Genomic DNA, 16,285 nt, shown 5'->3' with positions numbered 1-16,285 from the left:
TCCTGGACGGCCTCAGCGGCAGAGCTGGCGCGGGCCGTTGTAGGGCTGGAACGTGCCCGAACGCGGGTCGAAGGACCGGTAGCGCTGCGAACAGTAGTTGTACCACTCGCGCGTCCAGGGGGCAGCCCGGTAGGCAGGTGCCGCGTAGTAGCGCGGGGCCCGTTCGACGTAGCGCGGCTGGGCGGCGCTGGCGATCGCCGCGCCGACGCCGAGACCGACGATCGCACCGGCGATCGCAGCCCCGCCGTTGTGGCGGCGATAACCGCGGTCGCGGTAGCCGTAGCGCGGGCCGCCACCGTAGTAGCGCGGTCCGCCGCCGTAGTAACCGCGGCCCCGGTTCCAGCCGTGGCCGCCGCGGAAGCCGCCGTGGCCGTAGCGGTAGTAGGGATCCGCCTTCGCGGCGGTGACGCCGACGAGCGGGGTGGTGGAGGGCAGGGCGGCCGGCACCATGGTCAGCGCGAGCGCGACGGCCAGTGCCCGTCCGCCAAGCCATTTGGGAATGCGCATGGGAAACCTCCGGACAAGTTCGATCCTGTCCGTTGAACCGCTTTCGACCTGAACGGTTCCTGAACGTCTCCTAGCGGCACCTCTCCGATGCAGCCGGACGGTGTGACGCGACCGCACCCATCTGGAAAAATTGATTAATATTTCGTAAATCATGTTGCTTCGATCCGATGTCCCCGGCAAGACCGCTGGGTGATCGGACCGAAGGGGAGTCGATAGGGATGAGCTCACCGCTGTCGTTCTTCTTCCGGCGTGACGGCCAGCGCCCAAGCGAGAACGCCGGCGAACGGCCGGATTTCGCAAAGGTGATGGATCCCGTGGCGCCGCGCGCTTCCGCCCCTGCTGCGCCGGGTCCCGCCGGTTTCGTGCCCCCGCTCGACAATATCGGCCAGCGCAACGAGTTGCTCAAAGTGCGCATCGGCGAGATGGCCGAGCGCCTCGGCGACCTTCGCTCCCTGACGGACGACTTCGCCCAGCTCATCGGCCCGATCGAGACGATCGCCGAGGAGCTGCCGCGTTCGAAGTCGCGCATCCTGGAGCTCGAGGCTCTCCTGCAGCAGGAGATGGAAAGCGGGCAGGCGCTCCGCCGCGAGGTGGACTCGCTGCTCGGACGCTATTCCACCGCCTCCAGCGAACTCTCCACGGCCGTCGCGCGTGCGTCGCGGCTCGAAAACCTCCTGCGCGAGCAGGAAACTTCGTTCGACGAGCAGCGCCTGACGCTGCGCGAGAAGACGACCCACGCCAACGCGCTGGAACGCCAGCTTCTGGCCGAGGTCGAGCAGAACCAGTCGCTCTCGCTGGAGGTGAAGACCCTGCGCGCCGAAGCGCAGGTTTCCGATCAGGCGCTGGCCGATGCCGAGCGCATGCTCGGCGAAGTGTCCGAGCGCCGCCAGATCCTGGAGCAGGAGAACCGGCGCCTTCAGAACCTCGCCGAAGAGCAGGCCGCCGAGCTCGTGTCGGGCGGCAGCCGCATGGACGAGATGGCGGCCCAGATCGAGGCGCATCTCCAGACCATCGCGCTGCAGGGAACCCAGCTCGCCTCCGAACAGGCCGGTCGCCAGCGGGCCGTGGCCCAGCTCGAAGCCGAGCTCTCGGCCATGAAGACCGAGCGGTCCAGCGCTTCCATGAAGATCGAGGCCCTGTCGGCGCGCCTCATGGCGACCGACCAGATCCTCGGCCAGGTCCGGGGCCAGCTCCGCGAGCGCGAAGAGGCCATGCGCGCGGCCGAGCGGGCCAACAAGGAGGCGATCGCCGAGCGCACCACCTTCGACCGGCGCCTGGAGGCCAGCAAGACCGAGGCCGGCCGTCTCCTGGCGCAGCTTCAGGACGCCCAGAAGGGCCGGATGGAGCTGGAAGCCCGCGCCGACATGCTGGTGAAGGCGTTGGCCGCCAAGGACGCGGCGCTGGAGGGCGTAACCACCCGGGCCAACAACCTGTCCGACCGCGTCGAGGCGCTGACGCTTCGCTTCGAGCAGGAGCGCCAGACGCTGGAGGCGGCCAACCGCCGGCTGATCGAGGAACTGCAGAACGAGAAGGCCGAGCGCACCCTGGCGCAAGGGGCGCTCGACATCGCGCGCGAGAACCGGTCCGCTCTCCAGCGCCAGAACGAGACGCTGAAGCGCGCGACGCGCTCGCGCGCGGGCGAGGCTGGGCTTCTCGGCGAGGGCGCGCAGGACGGACATGGCGGCGGCGATGCCGCCTCCAACGTCCGCCCCTTCCCGGTGCCCGAGAAGGGCGACTGAGGTCCCGGCGCCTGCCGGTTCGCCTGCGGCGACGGGGGACGTGACGGCCGGACAACGGCGTGCGGCAAACAGGAAATGCGCCGCAACCCGTTGGACGGATGCGGGAAAATATCCGAAGGTTCGGTTCAGGGCTCTCGGAGGCGATGCGTGAGCGGCGGCAGAGGATCGACAAGATGGCGAATGGTGCGAGCGAGGAGATCGGCGTGAGCCTGCGGCAGAGCGTGACGGAGCATTCCGCCGCCGGCCGGGGCGATGCCGGTTTCATGCTGGTCTCGAACAACGACAGGTCGGGGGGCGCGCGCGACTGGTCGGCGGCGCTGGATCTCGTGCGCGAGGCGAGCGAGGCGATCCGCATCCGCGACGAGCGCGCGACGGAGATGGAGATCGAGCATCGCCTCGACGCGGAGCGCGCGAGCGAGGAGATCCGCTCGCTGCAGGAGCAGCTCGACGAATCGGAGGTGCGTCTGGCCGAGACCGAGGCGCGCGTGCGCCTCGCCGAGGCCCGTGCCGCCGAGGCCGAGGCGTGGCTCGCCAAGATGCACGATACGATCGTCGGCAGCTTCGGGCAGATGCTCGCCAGCGAAGACAGTGCCGAGGCCGAGCTTCGCGCGGCCCTGGCCGGCGGGCGCCTCGGTATCGACGAATGAGCGCCGTCCGCGAAACCGTCTCCTTTCCCGAAGGCGAGGCCGAGACCATGGCGCAATCCGACGGCGGACGTGCGGCCGAGGTCACGAGCCTCTTTCCCGTACAGGAGGTTTCTCCTGCCGAGCCGGCGCGCGCAGAGCCGGTGCCGGGGGCGCTGACGCCGGACCAGCCGGTGACGCAGGCCGGCGCGATCGCTCTGGCGGTGGGGCATCTGACGATCGAGCCCTCGCCGACCGACTGGACTCGCACCCTGACGCTGGTGGAGCGGACGGCGGCGACGATCCGGGCGTACGAGAAGCGCTTCGTGCAGTTGGAGAAGCAGTCCAAGGCTCTCGCCGACCGCGCGGCCGAGGACCAGCACCGACTGCAGACCCACATCCAGGCTCTGGAGGAGCGGCTGCGTCAGTCGGAGGAGAGGGTCGTCACGGCCGAAACCACGCTGCGCGACGCCGAATACCACGAATGGGAAGCCGACATGCGGGCCAAGCGCGCGGAACAGCGGGCGCTGGAGGCCGAGGCCAAGTGCCGCCAGACCGAAGCGTATCTGCGCCGCGTCCACGAGCTTCTGTCCGGCGTATCCTGACCGGAACGACCGCTTCGGCCGGCCGCGGCTTGGCGGTCGCGCCCGGGGTTCGGGCGGGCGAGGGGATAGGTGCGGTGGCGGCGCGCTCGAACCGCGCTGTCGAAACCCCGTCGATGCCGCGCGCGGCCTGACACACGTTGCGATGGGATCCATCCGTGCTAGCGGCCGCTCGCCATCGCTTATCCCGTCCGACGTCGCCACCGCGATCGAGCACCGCGAGCCATGCCCGGTCCATCATGCAGGGCCGGACGCCGTCCGCTCGCTGCGATGCGGATTGGCGAGCGCGACAACCCTCGATCGCCAACCCTTGGTGTGCAGGGGCACACCGTTCGAGACGGAGGGAACAGCCCTCCGGTTCGCCATCGTGCGGAAGGTGCATGTGCGGGCGAGGTTTTCTCGGGAAAGTATGCCCCGACGCCCTGCAATGCGGGGCTACGCCCCAACAGCCACCCGTCTTCGCCAGTTGCGGCCGTGTCGCCGGGGCCGACGAGGACCCGCTGACGATCGGCTTCCCGGAGACCGCCTTCCACCATTCTCGCTCGTCTCGAACGGCGAATGCGCAAGCGCGGGTCGTCATGAGCGCCGCGAACTGTCGCGCGCGGCGCGTCTCGTCGGAAAAGCCCGCCTTGACGCGGACCGGGGCAACGGACGCCTCCATCTCCGGTTGCGGCCCGGTGCGGTTCAGCCAAGCGGGCCAGAACCCCTCGTGGCGCTTGAGCCCGGGTTCCCCCAGCGAACCCGGGGCACCGCGTCTCAGGCGGGTTCCACGAACCCTTCCAGCACGCGCTTCTGCCCGGCGCGGTCGAAATCGACCGTCAGCTTGTTGCCCTCGACCAGCGCCACGGTGCCCGCGCCGAACTTGAGGTGGAACACCCGGTCGCCGAGGGCGAAGCGGCTCGGCTCGTCGGCGACGGATTTCGCGACCAGCGTCCCCTCGATCTCGCGAGGGCCGCCGGCCCGCGCCGACGAATAGAGTCCGCCGCCCTTGCGCGGCGGCTGGTTGGCCCCACGCGAACGATTGGCCGAGAAGGGATCGGTCAGCCGGCCGGCGAAGCCCGAACGGTCCGCGCCCGCCCCGGAGGCCTCGTCGAAACCACCGGGCGAGCGCCCGCCGGCACCATCGCGGGCGATGTATTTGTCGGCCGTCGCCGCCGCGCGCGAGCGCGCATCCGGACCCGAACCCCTGACGCCCTCTTCGCCATACTCGATCGCGCGGCCGCGTCCACCGGCATAGCCGCCGGCGCCCCCCGCCGCCTGCGCGCGGCGCCAGCCGGGCGTGCCGTAGGAGGAGGTCGAGAAGGCGTTGCCGTCCCAGCGCGAGGCCCCGTAGCCGCCCATGCCGCCGGCCCCGTAGCCGCCATAGGAAGTGGAGGGCTCGGTAACGTCGACATGGTCTTCCGGCAGTTCGTCGAGGAAGCGCGAGGGGATGGTGGACTGCCACATGCCGTGGATGCGCCGGTTCGAGACGAACCAGATCTTCACCCGGCGCTTGCCGCGCGTGATGCCGACATAGGCCAGCCGGCGCTCCTCCTCGAGGCCGGATCGCCCCCCTTCGTCCAGCGAGCGCTGATGGGGAAAGAGACCTTCCTCCCAGCCGGGCAGGAACACCGTGTCGAACTCCAGCCCCTTGGCCGAATGGAGCGTCATGATCGAGACCGCGTCCGTCTCGGCGTTCTGCTCGGCGTCCATCACGAGCGCGATGTGCTCCAGAAAGCCCGGCAGGCTTTCGTAGTCGTCCATGGAGCGGATGAGCTCCTTCAGGTTCTCCAGCCGCCCCGGCGCCTCGGCCGAGCGGTCGGCCTGCCACATCTCAGTATAGCCGGACTCGTCGAGGATCATCTCGCCGAGATCGGTGTGGCGCATCGTGGAGAGAAGCCCCGACCAGCGCTCGAAGTTGCGCACGACGTCGGCGAGCGCCGCGCGCGGACGCGCCTTCAGCTCGTCGCCCTGGACGAGATCGCCGGCGGCGGCGATGAGCGGCAGGCCCTTGGCGCGGGCGTATTCGTGCAGGAGCCGGATCGCCGCGTCGCCGAGGCCGCGCTTGGGCGTGTTGACGATGCGCTCGAAGGCGAGGTCGTCCGCCGGCTGACAGACGCAGCGGAAGTAGGCGAGGGCGTCGCGGATCTCCTGGCGCTCGTAGAAGCGCGGACCGCCGATAACGCGATAGTTGAGGCCGAGCGTGACGAAGCGGTCCTCGAACTCGCGCATCTGGAACGAGGCGCGCACGAGGATCGCCATGTCGTTGAGCTTGGTGCCCTTGCGCTGGAGCTGCTCGATCTCCTCGCCGATCGCGCGCGCCTCCTCCTCCGAATCCCAACCGTTGGCGACGGAGACCTTCTCGTGTTCGGGATCGTCGAGGTCGGTGTAGAGCGTCTTGCCGAGGCGATCCTCGTTGACCGCGATGAGACCGGCGGCCGCCCCAAGGATATGGGCGGTGGAGCGGTAGTTGCGCTCCAGCCGGATCACGGTGGCGCCCGGAAAGTCCCGCTCGAAGCGCAGGATGTTGTCCACCTCCGCGCCGCGCCAGCCGTAGATCGACTGGTCGTCGTCGCCGACGCAGCAGACGTTCACCGCCGCCTGGCCGCTTTCGGCTCGCACCGGCGAATGCTGGGCGAGAAGCCGCAGCCAGAGATACTGCGCGACGTTGGTGTCCTGGTACTCGTCCACCAGGATGTAGCGAAAGCGGCGGTGGTAGTCGGCGAGCACGTCCGGATGGTTCTGAAAGATCGCGATCGGGTGCATCAGGAGGTCGCCGAAGTCGGCGGCGTTGAGGCTGACGAGGCGGTCCTGATAGGCGCGGTAGAGTTCGCGGCCGCGACCGTTGGCGAAGGCGCGTGCGTCGCCTTCCGGGATCTTGTCCGGCGTCAGGCCCTTGTTCTTCCAGCCGTCCATCAGTGTGGCGAAGGCGCGGGCCGGCCAGCGCTTGTCGTCGAGATTCTCGGCCTGGATCAGCTGCTTGATCAAACGGATCTGGTCGTCGGTGTCGAGGATGGTGAAGTTCGACTTGAGGCCGACCAGCTCGGCATGGCGGCGCAGGATCTTGACGCCGATCGAGTGGAACGTGCCGAGCCAGGGCATGCCCTCGACCTCGCCGCCGACGAGATGGCCGATGCGCGTCTTCATCTCGCGCGCGGCCTTGTTGGTGAAGGTGACGGCGAGGATCTGCGACGGAAAGGCGCGCCGCGTCGCCAGGATATGAGCGATGCGGGTGGTGAGGACGCGCGTCTTGCCGGTGCCGGCGCCCGCCAGCACGAGCACCGGGCCCTCCGTCGTCTCCACCGCCGCACGCTGCTCCGGGTTGAGCCCGGACAGGTAGTCGGGTGCGGGAGCGGCCACCGGGGCGCCGCGCGCGGCCATGGCCCGCGCCGCGATGCCGCCCTTCGGCCGGCTCTCGGGCGCGGCGTTCTGATCTCGGGTCTCGTCCATCGCCTCTACTTAATCGATTCCGCCGGGAACACTAGGGGAACATCGAAAGGCCGCGAGCGGGAGCCGTCCGCCGGCTATCCCCACGTCTGTGGCGCGCGCCGCCTTGCTCTTGCTGCGGCTTATGCCCCAAAAACAGGGAAGACGCCCCGATCGGGGCGAACCGGGGCACGAGCGGAAAGGAGGCAGGACGCATGAAGCTCTTCATCGCACTGGGCGGCCTCCTCGTCGTGGCTCTGCTCGTGCTCCTCGTCGGCCCGTCTTTCGTCGACTGGACGAGCTACCGGGCCAATTTCGAGGCGGAGGCCTCGCGCATCCTCGGCCAGAAGGTCAAGGTGCGGGGTACCGCATCGGCGCGCCTCCTGCCGTTTCCATCCCTGTCCTTCACAGATGTCGTGGTAGGCGACGATCCCGCCGATCCGGTCCTCTCGGTGCGCGCCTTCCGCATGGACGCCGAGCTCGCCCCCTACCTGTCGGGCGAGATCCGGATCTTCGACATGCGCCTCGACGGCCCGGCGCTGAGCCTGCCGGTCGAGGCGGACGGCGCGATCCGATGGCCCGTGGGAGCGCGGGCGGAGCCACCGCGGGGCAACGTCGTCCTCGAGCGCATCGAGGTCGTGGACGGCTCGGCCGTCCTGTCGGATCGCCGCTCCGCACGCCGCATCGCCCTGTCGGACATCGCGGGCACCCTGTCGGCCCAGTCGCTGCGCGGACCTTTCGTGGGCAGCGCGACTCTTTTCGCCGACGGCGAGCCGCTGGCGGCGTCGTTCTCCACCGGCACGGGCGCAGGGGAGGGGCGTCTCGCCTTCCGCCTGACGCTCGATTCGCCGCGGCTCGATGCGCGCGCCACCCTGGATGCCGTCGCCTCCAGCCTTCCCGGCGAACGGCTGGCCGACGGCGTCCTGACGGTGTCGAGCCCGATCGACCCGTCCGCCGAGCGGCCGGAGGGGACGGTCGCGCTGCTGCCGCCGCTGCGGCTGACGACGAAACTCGGCGCCACGCCCACCTCGCTGGAGGCCTCGGACCTGCGCGCGGAGGTCGGCGACCCGCAGCAGCCCTATGTGGCGACAGGCTCGGCGCTCGTGGATGTCGGGTCGATCCCGCGCTTCGACCTTCAGCTCGACGGGCAGGCGATCGACGTCGACCGGATCGCCCCGCCGGTGGTGTCCGGCAGCCAAACGCCGGGCCTTCCGGCCCGCATCGAGGCGCTCCGGGCCGCGCTCGAAGGGCTGCCGACGCCTCGCATGCCGGGGCGGGTGCGCCTCGCCCTGCCGCTCGTTACCATCGGCGACACCACGATCCGCAACGTCGCCCTGGCCGGTTCGCCGGCAAGCGAAGGCTGGTCGCTCCAGTCGCTGTCGGCCGAACTGCCGGGGCGGACGCTCGTGGAGGCGTCGGGGGTCCTGCGCACGGACGAGGTGCCCGGCTTTCGCGGCAACCTGCTCCTGGCGGCGCGTCAGCCAGCCACGTTTCTCGCTTGGGCTGCCGGCGTATCGGAGCCGGCGCTGACCCGGCTCGGCCGTGCCGGCTTCTCGGCCGAGGTCGAGCTTTCTCCCGGCGACCAGCGCTTCGACAAGCTGGAGGTGGATCTCGACGGTCGGAGCCTCAACGGCTCGATCCGCCGCACGGTCCGTCCCGAGGGCTCGAACACCGCGATCGATCTCAGCGGCGAGGACGGCGGCGACGGCGTCGATCTCGAACCGGTCACGGCTCTGGCGCGGCTCCTCGCCCTGAAGGAGGGCGCCCCGCGCGATGGGGAGCGTTTCGAGGTACAGTTCGCCGCCGGCCGGTCTCGGTTCGGCGACTTCGAGGCGGCGTCGCTGGAGGCCGACCTGTCCTTCGATCGCGGGCTCCTCGACATCGCGAGCCTCGACGCGCGCGACTTCGCGGGCGCGGACCTTCATGCCGAGGGCACGCTGGCCGACCCGTTCGGCACGCCCCGTCCCGATCTCAGCCTCGAGCTTTCCGCCGCCGATCCCGCCGAGGTCGTGGAGTTCCTGCGCCGACGGCTGCCGGACAGTCCGCTGGCCGAAACGCTCGCCCGTCGCGCGCCGACGCTCGGGCCGCTCGCCTTGAGCGGCACGGCGACCTCGCAGGGCGCGGGCCGCTCCGACCTCGCCCTCGATCTCGCGGGGACTGCGGCCGGCACCGAGGTCACGCTGCGCCTCGCGCTGGAGAACGGTCTGGCAGCCACCGAACGCAACGGGCGCTTCGGCCTTGATCTGTCCGTCGCTCAGGCGGATGCCGGCATCCTCCTGGCACAGGCCGGGCTTCCCGTTCTGCCCGTCGGCGCCACCGTGCCGCTCACCGCCGACCTCGCCGTATCCGGCGCTCCCGGCCAGCCGACGGACGTCTCGTTGCGGATGCGCTCGACCGGCACGGAGCTTTCCGCCAATGGCACGGCGACCCTCGGTGCGGCCGGATTGCAGGCCGCGGGGCTGGCCCTTCGCCTGCGCAGCGACGATCTCGCGCCTTGGGCGACGCGGCTGGCGCTGGCCTACGGCCAGCCGCTGGACGGTTTGCCGGCGAGCGGCGAAGCCCGGCTGTCCTGGACGCAGGACGGCTGGTCCCTCGAAGGCCTGGCCGGCGAGATCGCGGGCTCGCGAATGTCCGCCGAACTGTCGGCGCCGACCGGCGCGCCCGTATCGGGAAAGCTCGTCCTGTCCGATCTGTCGCTCGACTGGCTCGGCACGGTGGTGGGCGGCGTGGTTGGGCGCAGCGCGCTCGGCCTCGACGGCGACCAGCCCACGCCCTTCGCCGCGCCGCTCCTTCCCGCGCGGTCTTTCCGTCTCGCGCTGGCGGCCGACCGGGCGGCGGGGCTCGGCCTGAACCTGTCGGGACTCGCGGCTGCGGTCGAGGGCGACGGCGCGCGGCTTGCGGTCTCCGATCTGTCGGCCGCCACGGTGTCCGGCGCGCGCCTTGCCGGTGCCGGCGAGGTGCGCAACGCCGGTGGCATCGTGTCGACGCGCCTCGACATGAGCCTGCGCGGCCAGCCGGTGTCGGCCCAGGCCAGTCTGCTCGCCGGCCGCCTCGACATTTCCGGCGAACTGTCCGGGGGCGGCGAGAGCTGGACGGCGCTGCTCGCCTCGCTGGACGGGCGCGGCCGGCTGACGGTCGCCGACGCGGCGTTGCGCGGCGTCAGGCCGGACCTTCTCGCGCCGGTTCTCGCGGCGTCGGATGCGGACGGGTTCGAGCCGGGTGCGCGCGCGGTCGCGTCCCTGGTGGACCGTCTCTCGGCGGAGGCGCAGGTGTCGCTCGGAACGGTCGCGACCGACTGGACCCTCGGGGCCGGAACCTTGCGCACGGCGCCCCTCCGGCGCGACTTCGCGGACGCCGCGCTGGAGGGGGCGGCAGCCTTCGACCTGCGGACGGGGCTCGTGGACGCGAGCCTTGCCCTTCGTCTCGTGCCGCCGGCCGACGACGCGATCGAGGAGGCGCCTCCATCCGTCGGATACCGGATCGCTGGCCCGTGGGGGAACCCAAGCCTTCAGGCGTCCGTCCAGCCGCTGGCGGCCTATCTCTCGGCGCTCAGTGCCCGGCGCGAGGAAGAGCGGATCGAGGCGATCGAGGACGATCTGCGCGAGACCGTGCGGCTGCGGCGCGAGGCGCGCCTCTACCGTGAACGCGAGCGCGTGCGCGAGAATCTGCGGCAAGAGCGCGAAGCGCGCGAGGCGGCGGCCCGCGAGGAGGCCACCCGGCAGGAAGCCGAGCGCCTGGAGCGCGAGCGGGCGGAGACTGAGCGGCGCGAAGCGGAAACCCGGGCGGCGCGCGAAGCGGATGCGGCGCGCGAGGCCGCCGCCCTTGCCGCCGCCGCGAAGGCGGCTGCCGCGCAGGCCGAAGCGGAAGCCGCCGCGCGTGCGGTGCCGCCTGAGCGCTCGCCGCCGCCCGACTTCGAACTGCAACCGCTGCTGCCACCCGCGCGCGTGCCGGGTGCGGGGTTCGGGGGGCTGCCGGGCGTCAGCGATCCCAACCGCCTTTAGGGCGCGCCGCGCGCTATGCCGGTTCGCCCTGCGGCGTCATCCGTTCCGGCGGGGCATGCTCCAGTCGGGACCGCACGTCTGTCCCATCGCGATGTCGTCCGTCTGAAGGCTCGGCTATCCCCGCCGCTCGCCGAGCCGGGATGCGCCTGCCGGGCGCTCGTTGGCGCTTGCGTCGAAGGAAGGTCGCTGCGTCCCGGCGGCCGTCAGGCGTTGCCCTGCGCGCGCGCCAGGGCGTCGGCGAGCACATGCAGGCGGATGGCGGAGGACAGGTTGGTGTCGGCCCCGCGCTCGGCATCGATCTCGGCGATCAGCGCGGCGAGGCTCATATGGCGGCGCACGGCGAGGGACCGGAGTTCCGACCAGAAGGCGTCCTCGAGACTGATCGATGTCCGGTGCCCCCGGATCGACAGGGAACGCTTGCCGGTCATGTCTGCGGGTCGTCGCCCGATGCCGTCGCCTGTCTCGAACCACCATCCCGTCGAGCACTGTCGAGCACTCGGCCCGCATGCTCCGTTTCGCGGCGTGCGGCCTCGCGCTCGGGCTTCGATACACCGTGGCTGGCGCGGTTGCGGGCGGCCGCTTCCTCGCCGGCCGCACGGGCGGCGCGCTTGCGAGCGAGGCGAAGATTGACGACCTCGCCCAAGCGGTCAGGGCTTCTTGCGGAAGGCGTCCAGCGACACGACGTCGGCCGAGGATTTCTCGGCTTGCCCCGGCTCGTCACCGGCGGCCTCGGAGGTCTCGGACTTTGCGTCGTCCTGCGCGGCCTTGGCCGGCACCTTGCCGGACGGTGCGGCGGACTTCTGCGGTAGTGGCTTGACGGCGGCGGCGTTGGACGAAACGGGCGCGAGGGCGGTCGGCGCCGGGGCGCTCTCGTCCTGCGAGTTGGCCGCGTCCATGTCGCGCACGTCGAACTCGAGCTCGAAGTTCACGGCGGGATCGTAGAATCCGCGAATCGCCGAATAGGGGATCAGCAGGCGTTCGGGAATGTCGGAGAAGGACAGGCCGACCTCGAAGGCGGTGTCGTTGACCGAGAGGTCCCAGTACTGGTGCTGGATGACGATGGTCATCAGCTCGGGATACTTCTCGCGCAGGCGCGAGGAAAGCCGAACGCCGGGCGCCGAGGTCAGGAAGGTGATGAAGAAGTGGTGCTCGCCGGGCAGGCCGGTCTTGACGACCTCGCCCAGCACCTTGCGGATGACGCCGCGCAAGGCGTCCTGCGCCAGAACATCGTATCGGATAAGGTCCTGGCCCATCGGTGGTCCTGAATTCGCAACGCCCGGCTGCGGGCGCTTGGGCCCGAAGAACTAAGTGGAGGTTTCTGTTGCCAGGCACCTCCGAGCCCCGCCTGAGAGTGCGAACCCCCAGGGCTTGATTTGAAGCTATCGCACCGCGTTAAGCGGCGAGACGCACTTCCGCATAGTTGTCGTTGGCAACTACTTTTTCAGCCCGATAACGGTGGTACCATGCCGAGCGAAAGAACGATCTTTACACCCTCGTCGATCCTATTTCGCCCCCGCCTCAAACCAGCCGGGGGCTGGGTTCAGGTGGAGGCGCCGGGTACCGCCCCCGGGTCCGAAAGGTTTATTCCATCGGCCGTTTATCGCCATAGCCGGAGCAAGCCCCGGCGCGCCGAATATAGGGATTTGGCAGGGCTCTGAAAAGACGGGAAAATGCTTTTGATGGAGCGCCCGCATCGGGGCACGCCGCGGGACTCGACTCCGCGCCCGAAACGGACGATCCATCCAGCTGACACGCGGATACCGGAGCCGACATGCGCGCCTATCTCGACCTTCTCGCCCGCGCCCTGGACGACGGCACCGACCGGGGCGATCGCACCGGAACGGGAACGCGCGGCGTCTTCGGCCACCAGATGCGCTTCGATCTGCGCCAAGGCTTTCCGCTCGTCACCACCAAGCGGCTGCACCTGCGCTCCATCATCCACGAGCTTCTCTGGTTCCTGCGGGGCGAGACCAACATCGCCTACCTCCGGGAGAACGGCGTCCGGATCTGGGACGAATGGGCGGACGAGAACGGCGACCTCGGCCCTGTCTACGGCTCGCAGTGGCGCTCCTGGCCGGACGGGAAGGGCGGCCATATCGACCAGATCGCCAAGGTCGTCGAGCAGATCAGGACCAACCCCAATTCGCGCCGCCTGATCGTCTCGGCCTGGAACCCGGCGATGGTGGACGAGATGGCCCTGCCGCCCTGCCACTGCCTGTTCCAGTTCTATGTCTCGAACGGGCGCCTGTCCTGCCAGCTCTACCAGCGCTCCGGCGACATCTTCCTCGGCGTGCCCTTCAACATCGCCTCCTATGCGCTGCTGACGCACATGGTGGCGCAGGTGACGGGGCTCGAGGCCGGCGATTTCGTCCACACGCTCGGCGACGCGCATCTCTATCACAACCACCTCGACCAGGCTCGCCTGCAGCTGACGCGCGAGCCGCTGCCGCTGCCGCGCCTGGTGCTCAACCCCGAGGTGCGCGATCTCTTCGCCTTCCGCTTCGAGGACATCGCGATCGAGGGGTACGAGGCGCACGACCACATCGCCGCCAAGGTCGCGGTCTGAGATGAGCGCGCTTGCGCTCGTGGCGGTGGTCGCGACGGCCGCCAACGGGGTGATCGGTTTCCAGGGGGGGATGCCCTGGTCGATCCCGTCCGACCTCAAGCGCTACCGGGCGCTGACCATGGGGCGGCCGATGATCATGGGTCGGCGCACCCTCGAAGCGATCGGACGCGTGCTGGACGGTCGCGATACGATCGTGCTGACCCGTGCGCCGAGCCTGCCCTTCGCCGGGGCGATTCTCGCCGCATCGCCCGAGGAAGCGCTGGCGTTGGCGCGGCAGGCGGCGGATCGACGCGGGGCGAACGAAATCGTGATCGCCGGCGGAGGCGAGATCTACCGGCAGTTCCTGCCTCTGACGACGCGCGTCGAGCGCACGATGATCGAGGCGGAACCGGTGGGAGACGCCTTCTTTCCCGACCTCTCCGCCGCAGGCTTCGCGTTGATCGCCGAGGAACCCGGCATCCCCGGCCCGCGCGACAGCGCTCCGACCCGCTACCAGCGATGGGAGCGGATGGCGTCGCCCCGCTAACCATGGCGCAAGGGCGGTCGATCATTCGGCCGTGACGCGCGTTGAAACGCGATTTTGCGGTTCCTATAAGGAGTTGATGACGCGGCACGGCGAATTTCGCCTGGAGCCCGCCTCAAGGTTTTGACGGAAGGACATCCATGCCCTGGAGCAATCAGACGGGGAACGGCGGCTGGAAAGGCGGCGGTGGCGGCGGCCCTTGGGGGCAGGGGCCGCAAGGACCGCGTCCCGGCGGCAACAACAACTCGCCTGATCTCGAGGACATCCTGCGCCGCGGTCAGGACCGCCTGCGCCGCGCCATGCCGGGTGGCGGTGGACGCGGTCCGGGCGCCGGCGGTGGCGCGGCGATCGCAGGTCTTGCGGTCGCGGGCCTTGCTGTCGTCTGGCTCCTCAACGCGGTCTACACCGTGCAGCCGGACGAGGTCGGCGTCGAGCTTCTCTTCGGCAAGCCCAACGAGCAGCTGTCCGAGCCCGGCCTCCATTTCGTGATGTGGCCCTTCGAGACGGTGGAGACCGTCTCCACCGCCGAAAGCCAGATGGTGATCGGCTCGTCCCAGGGCGGCGAGGGCTCCGGTCTGATGCTGTCCGGCGACCAGAACATCGTCGACGTGCAGTTCACCGTGAACTACCAGGTCGAGAACCCCGACAACTACCTGTTCAACGTTCAGGATCCTCCGGCGCTGCTGCGCCAGGTAGCCGAGAGCGCCATGCGCGAGGTGGTCGGCCGTCGACCCGTCGAGGACATCTTCCGCGACGATCGCGCCGGCATCGCCGAGCAGGTGCGCGCGATCACGCAGGACACGCTCAACACCTATGGCGCCGGCCTTCGGGTCAACGCCATCACGATCCAGGACGCGGCCCCGCCGTCCGACGTCGCCGACGCCTTCGAGGAGGTGCAGCGCGCCGAGCAGAACGAGGCGCAGTTCGTCGACGAGGCGCGTCGCTACCAGAACGAGCAGCTTGGCCGCGCGCAAGGCGAGGCCGTCCAGATCCGCGAGGACGCGGCCGCCTACAAGAACCGCGTCGTTCAGGAGGCGCAGGGCGAGTCGCAGCGCTTCACCGCCATCCTCGGCGAATACGAGAAGGCGCCCGAGATCACCCGCCAGCGTCTCTACTTCGAGACGATGGAAGGGGTGCTGGGCAACTCCTCCAAGGTCATCATGGACCCGGCGGCCGGCGGCCAGGGCGTCGTGCCCTACCTGCCCTTGAACGAACTGCCGCGACCCAGCGCGCAAAGCCCGAACGCCGTCGGGGGCACGCGCACGATCCAGCCGAGCGGGACCAACACCCCCGATTCCAGCGTCCCGGCGCCCTCGCAAGGGAACAACGTGCAGGGCACCAACCTGTCCAGCATCCAGGGGGGCACCCGATGAGCAACCGCGTCTACGCTCTTCTCGCGGTCGTCCTCGCCGCGCTCTTCGTCCTCTACAACTCGGTCTTCATCGTGCGCGAGGGCAACCAGGCCGTGGTCACGCGCTTCGGCCAGATCCAGCGCGTCGTCACGGAGCCGGGCCTCTACTTCAAGCTGCCGCTGAACTTCGCGGGCGCCGACAACATCCAGGTCCTGCCGAACCGGCTCCTGCGTCTCGACCTCGACAACATGCGCGTCCAGGTTTCGGGCGGCGCGTTCTATATCGTGGACGCCTTCCTGGTCTACACGATCGACGACGCGGCCCGCTTCCGCCAGGCCGTCTCCGGTTCGGTGGACCAGGCCGAGCAGCGCCTGCGCAACCGTTTCGACGCCGCCGTGCGCCGGGTCTACGGTCTGCGCAACTTCGAATCGGCTCTGTCGGAAGAGCGCTCGCAGATGATGGTCGAGGTGCGCGACCAGATCCGTCCCGACGCCACGCAGCTCGGCATCAACCTCGTGGACGTGCGCATCCGCCGCACCGACCTTACCGACGACGTGTCGCAGCAGACCTATGCGCGCATGCGTGCCGAGCGTCTGGCCGAGGCCGAGCGCGTGCGGGCGCGGGGCAGGGTGTCGGCGCGCGAGATCCGCGCCTCCACCGACCGCTCCGTGTCGGAAAACGTGTCGGGTGCCCGACGCGACGCGGAGATCCTGCAGGGCGAGGGCGAGGCCGAGCGTTCCTCGATCTTCGCCAACGCCTACCAGCGCGACCCGGAATTCTTCCAGTTCTACCGCGCCATGCAGGCCTATCGCACGGCGCTGGAGAACGGCGGAACGACGATGCTCTTGCGTCCCGACTCGGAGTTCTTCCGCTACTTCGACAACGCGGGCGGCCCGGGCGGCGGCGCGCCGCGGCCGGCAACGGCCACGACCGCGACACCGGCGGGAGGGGCATCGCCGACCGCGAC

13 protein-coding genes and 1 other RNA gene are annotated in these 16,285 nt (G+C 70.1%); 8 read left to right on the top strand and 6 right to left on the bottom strand.

Annotation, left to right across the window (positions count from 1 at the left end):
* Positions 1–12 precede the first annotated feature (12 nt).
* Entirely contained in the window at positions 13–507 is a 495-nt protein-coding gene (locus AUL34_RS03180; RefSeq protein ID WP_061931094.1) for a BA14K family protein, read from the bottom strand.
* A 218-nt stretch (positions 508–725) separates the two neighbouring features.
* Here AUL34_RS03180 and AUL34_RS03175 point away from each other — a divergent pair, with 218 nt between their 5' ends.
* The 3 genes from AUL34_RS03175 to AUL34_RS03165 all read left to right on the top strand — a co-directional run bounded on the left by AUL34_RS03175 (position 726) and on the right by AUL34_RS03165 (position 3,474).
* Complete coding sequence (locus AUL34_RS03175; RefSeq protein WP_061931091.1) at positions 726–2,246, top strand: hypothetical protein; 1,521 nt, start codon at positions 726–728, stop codon at positions 2,244–2,246.
* Between the two features lie 173 nt (positions 2,247–2,419).
* Complete coding sequence (locus AUL34_RS03170) at positions 2,420–2,893, top strand: hypothetical protein (RefSeq protein WP_192845680.1); 474 nt, start codon at positions 2,420–2,422, stop codon at positions 2,891–2,893.
* Positions 2,890–3,474 (top strand): hypothetical protein, encoded by a 585-nt coding sequence (locus AUL34_RS03165; protein WP_061931085.1) that lies wholly within the window; start codon positions 2,890–2,892, stop codon positions 3,472–3,474. Before AUL34_RS03170 ends, AUL34_RS03165 begins: the two co-directional genes overlap by 4 nt.
* A gap of 753 nt (positions 3,475–4,227) precedes the next feature.
* Here the strand turns inward: AUL34_RS03165 and AUL34_RS03160 are convergent.
* On the bottom strand, positions 4,228–6,900 hold the full coding sequence (locus tag AUL34_RS03160; RefSeq protein WP_061931082.1) for an ATP-dependent helicase: 2,673 nt from the start codon (positions 6,898–6,900) through the stop codon (positions 4,228–4,230).
* A gap of 191 nt (positions 6,901–7,091) precedes the next feature.
* Between AUL34_RS03160 and AUL34_RS03155 the strand changes: the two genes are divergently transcribed.
* Positions 7,092–10,877, top strand: coding sequence for an AsmA-like C-terminal region-containing protein (locus AUL34_RS03155; RefSeq protein WP_061931079.1), 3,786 nt, complete (start codon positions 7,092–7,094; stop codon positions 10,875–10,877).
* A 203-nt stretch (positions 10,878–11,080) separates the two neighbouring features.
* Here the strand turns inward: AUL34_RS03155 and AUL34_RS03150 are convergent, their stop codons facing one another.
* The 4 genes from AUL34_RS03150 to ssrA all read right to left on the bottom strand — a co-directional run bounded on the left by AUL34_RS03150 (position 11,081) and on the right by ssrA (position 12,542).
* Positions 11,081–11,305: a ribbon-helix-helix domain-containing protein gene (locus tag AUL34_RS03150; RefSeq protein ID WP_061931076.1), complete on the bottom strand. Its 225-nt coding sequence runs from the start codon at positions 11,303–11,305 to the stop codon at positions 11,081–11,083.
* A complete protein-coding gene (locus AUL34_RS21780) occupies positions 11,302–11,598 on the bottom strand; it encodes a DUF4169 family protein (protein ID WP_244492424.1) in 297 nt (98 codons plus the stop codon). Before AUL34_RS21780 ends, AUL34_RS03150 begins: the two co-directional genes overlap by 4 nt.
* Positions 11,525–12,130 carry an SspB family protein gene (locus AUL34_RS03145; protein WP_061931073.1) on the bottom strand — a complete coding sequence of 202 codons (606 nt, stop codon included), beginning with the start codon at positions 12,128–12,130 and terminating at the stop codon, positions 11,525–11,527. Before AUL34_RS03145 ends, AUL34_RS21780 begins: the two co-directional genes overlap by 74 nt.
* Before the next feature lie 54 nt (positions 12,131–12,184).
* Positions 12,185–12,542, bottom strand: a transfer-messenger RNA (tmRNA) gene (ssrA, locus tag AUL34_RS03140).
* Between the two features lie 106 nt (positions 12,543–12,648).
* On the opposite strand from ssrA, the gene AUL34_RS03135 reads away from it, so the two are divergent.
* The 4 genes from AUL34_RS03135 to hflC form a co-directional block, all read left to right on the top strand.
* A complete protein-coding gene (locus AUL34_RS03135) occupies positions 12,649–13,443 on the top strand; it encodes a thymidylate synthase (RefSeq protein WP_061931071.1) in 795 nt (264 codons plus the stop codon).
* A 1-nt stretch (position 13,444) separates the two neighbouring features.
* Positions 13,445–13,969, top strand: a complete 525-nt coding sequence (locus tag AUL34_RS03130; protein ID WP_061931068.1) for a dihydrofolate reductase — start codon at positions 13,445–13,447, stop codon at positions 13,967–13,969.
* Between the two features lie 137 nt (positions 13,970–14,106).
* On the top strand, positions 14,107–15,339 hold the full coding sequence (gene hflK / locus AUL34_RS03125; protein WP_061931065.1) for an FtsH protease activity modulator HflK: 1,233 nt from the start codon (positions 14,107–14,109) through the stop codon (positions 15,337–15,339).
* Positions 15,336–16,285 (top strand): protease modulator HflC (gene hflC / locus AUL34_RS03120; RefSeq protein ID WP_061931062.1); only part of this gene is annotated, 950 nt, incomplete at its 3' end. The genes hflK and hflC, both read left to right, overlap by 4 nt.

The organism is Aureimonas sp. AU22 (assembly GCF_001463745.1).
In the GTDB taxonomy this organism is placed as follows: domain Bacteria; phylum Pseudomonadota; class Alphaproteobacteria; order Rhizobiales; family Rhizobiaceae; genus Aureimonas.
The sequence above is the reverse complement of the archived record's forward strand: the minus strand, read 5'-3'. Positions and strand labels throughout refer to the sequence as shown.

What these genes read in the sequence shown, in the direction of transcription:
- AUL34_RS03180 (WP_061931094.1), bottom strand. Translation starts at nt 507, where the DNA reads ATGCGCATTCCCAAATGGCTTGGCGGACGGGCACTGGCCGTCGCGCTC.
- hflK (WP_061931065.1), top strand. Translation starts at nt 14,107, where the DNA reads ATGCCCTGGAGCAATCAGACGGGGAACGGCGGCTGGAAAGGCGGCGGT.
- AUL34_RS03130 (WP_061931068.1), top strand. Translation starts at nt 13,445, where the DNA reads ATGAGCGCGCTTGCGCTCGTGGCGGTGGTCGCGACGGCCGCCAACGGG.
- AUL34_RS03155 (WP_061931079.1), top strand. Translation starts at nt 7,092, where the DNA reads ATGAAGCTCTTCATCGCACTGGGCGGCCTCCTCGTCGTGGCTCTGCTC.
- AUL34_RS03135 (WP_061931071.1), top strand. Translation starts at nt 12,649, where the DNA reads ATGCGCGCCTATCTCGACCTTCTCGCCCGCGCCCTGGACGACGGCACC.
- AUL34_RS03175 (WP_061931091.1), top strand. Translation starts at nt 726, where the DNA reads ATGAGCTCACCGCTGTCGTTCTTCTTCCGGCGTGACGGCCAGCGCCCA.
- AUL34_RS03145 (WP_061931073.1), bottom strand. Translation starts at nt 12,130, where the DNA reads ATGGGCCAGGACCTTATCCGATACGATGTTCTGGCGCAGGACGCCTTG.
- AUL34_RS03165 (WP_061931085.1), top strand. Translation starts at nt 2,890, where the DNA reads ATGAGCGCCGTCCGCGAAACCGTCTCCTTTCCCGAAGGCGAGGCCGAG.
- AUL34_RS03150 (WP_061931076.1), bottom strand. Translation starts at nt 11,305, where the DNA reads ATGACCGGCAAGCGTTCCCTGTCGATCCGGGGGCACCGGACATCGATC.
- AUL34_RS03160 (WP_061931082.1), bottom strand. Translation starts at nt 6,900, where the DNA reads ATGGACGAGACCCGAGATCAGAACGCCGCGCCCGAGAGCCGGCCGAAG.
- AUL34_RS03170 (WP_192845680.1), top strand. Translation starts at nt 2,420, where the DNA reads ATGGCGAATGGTGCGAGCGAGGAGATCGGCGTGAGCCTGCGGCAGAGC.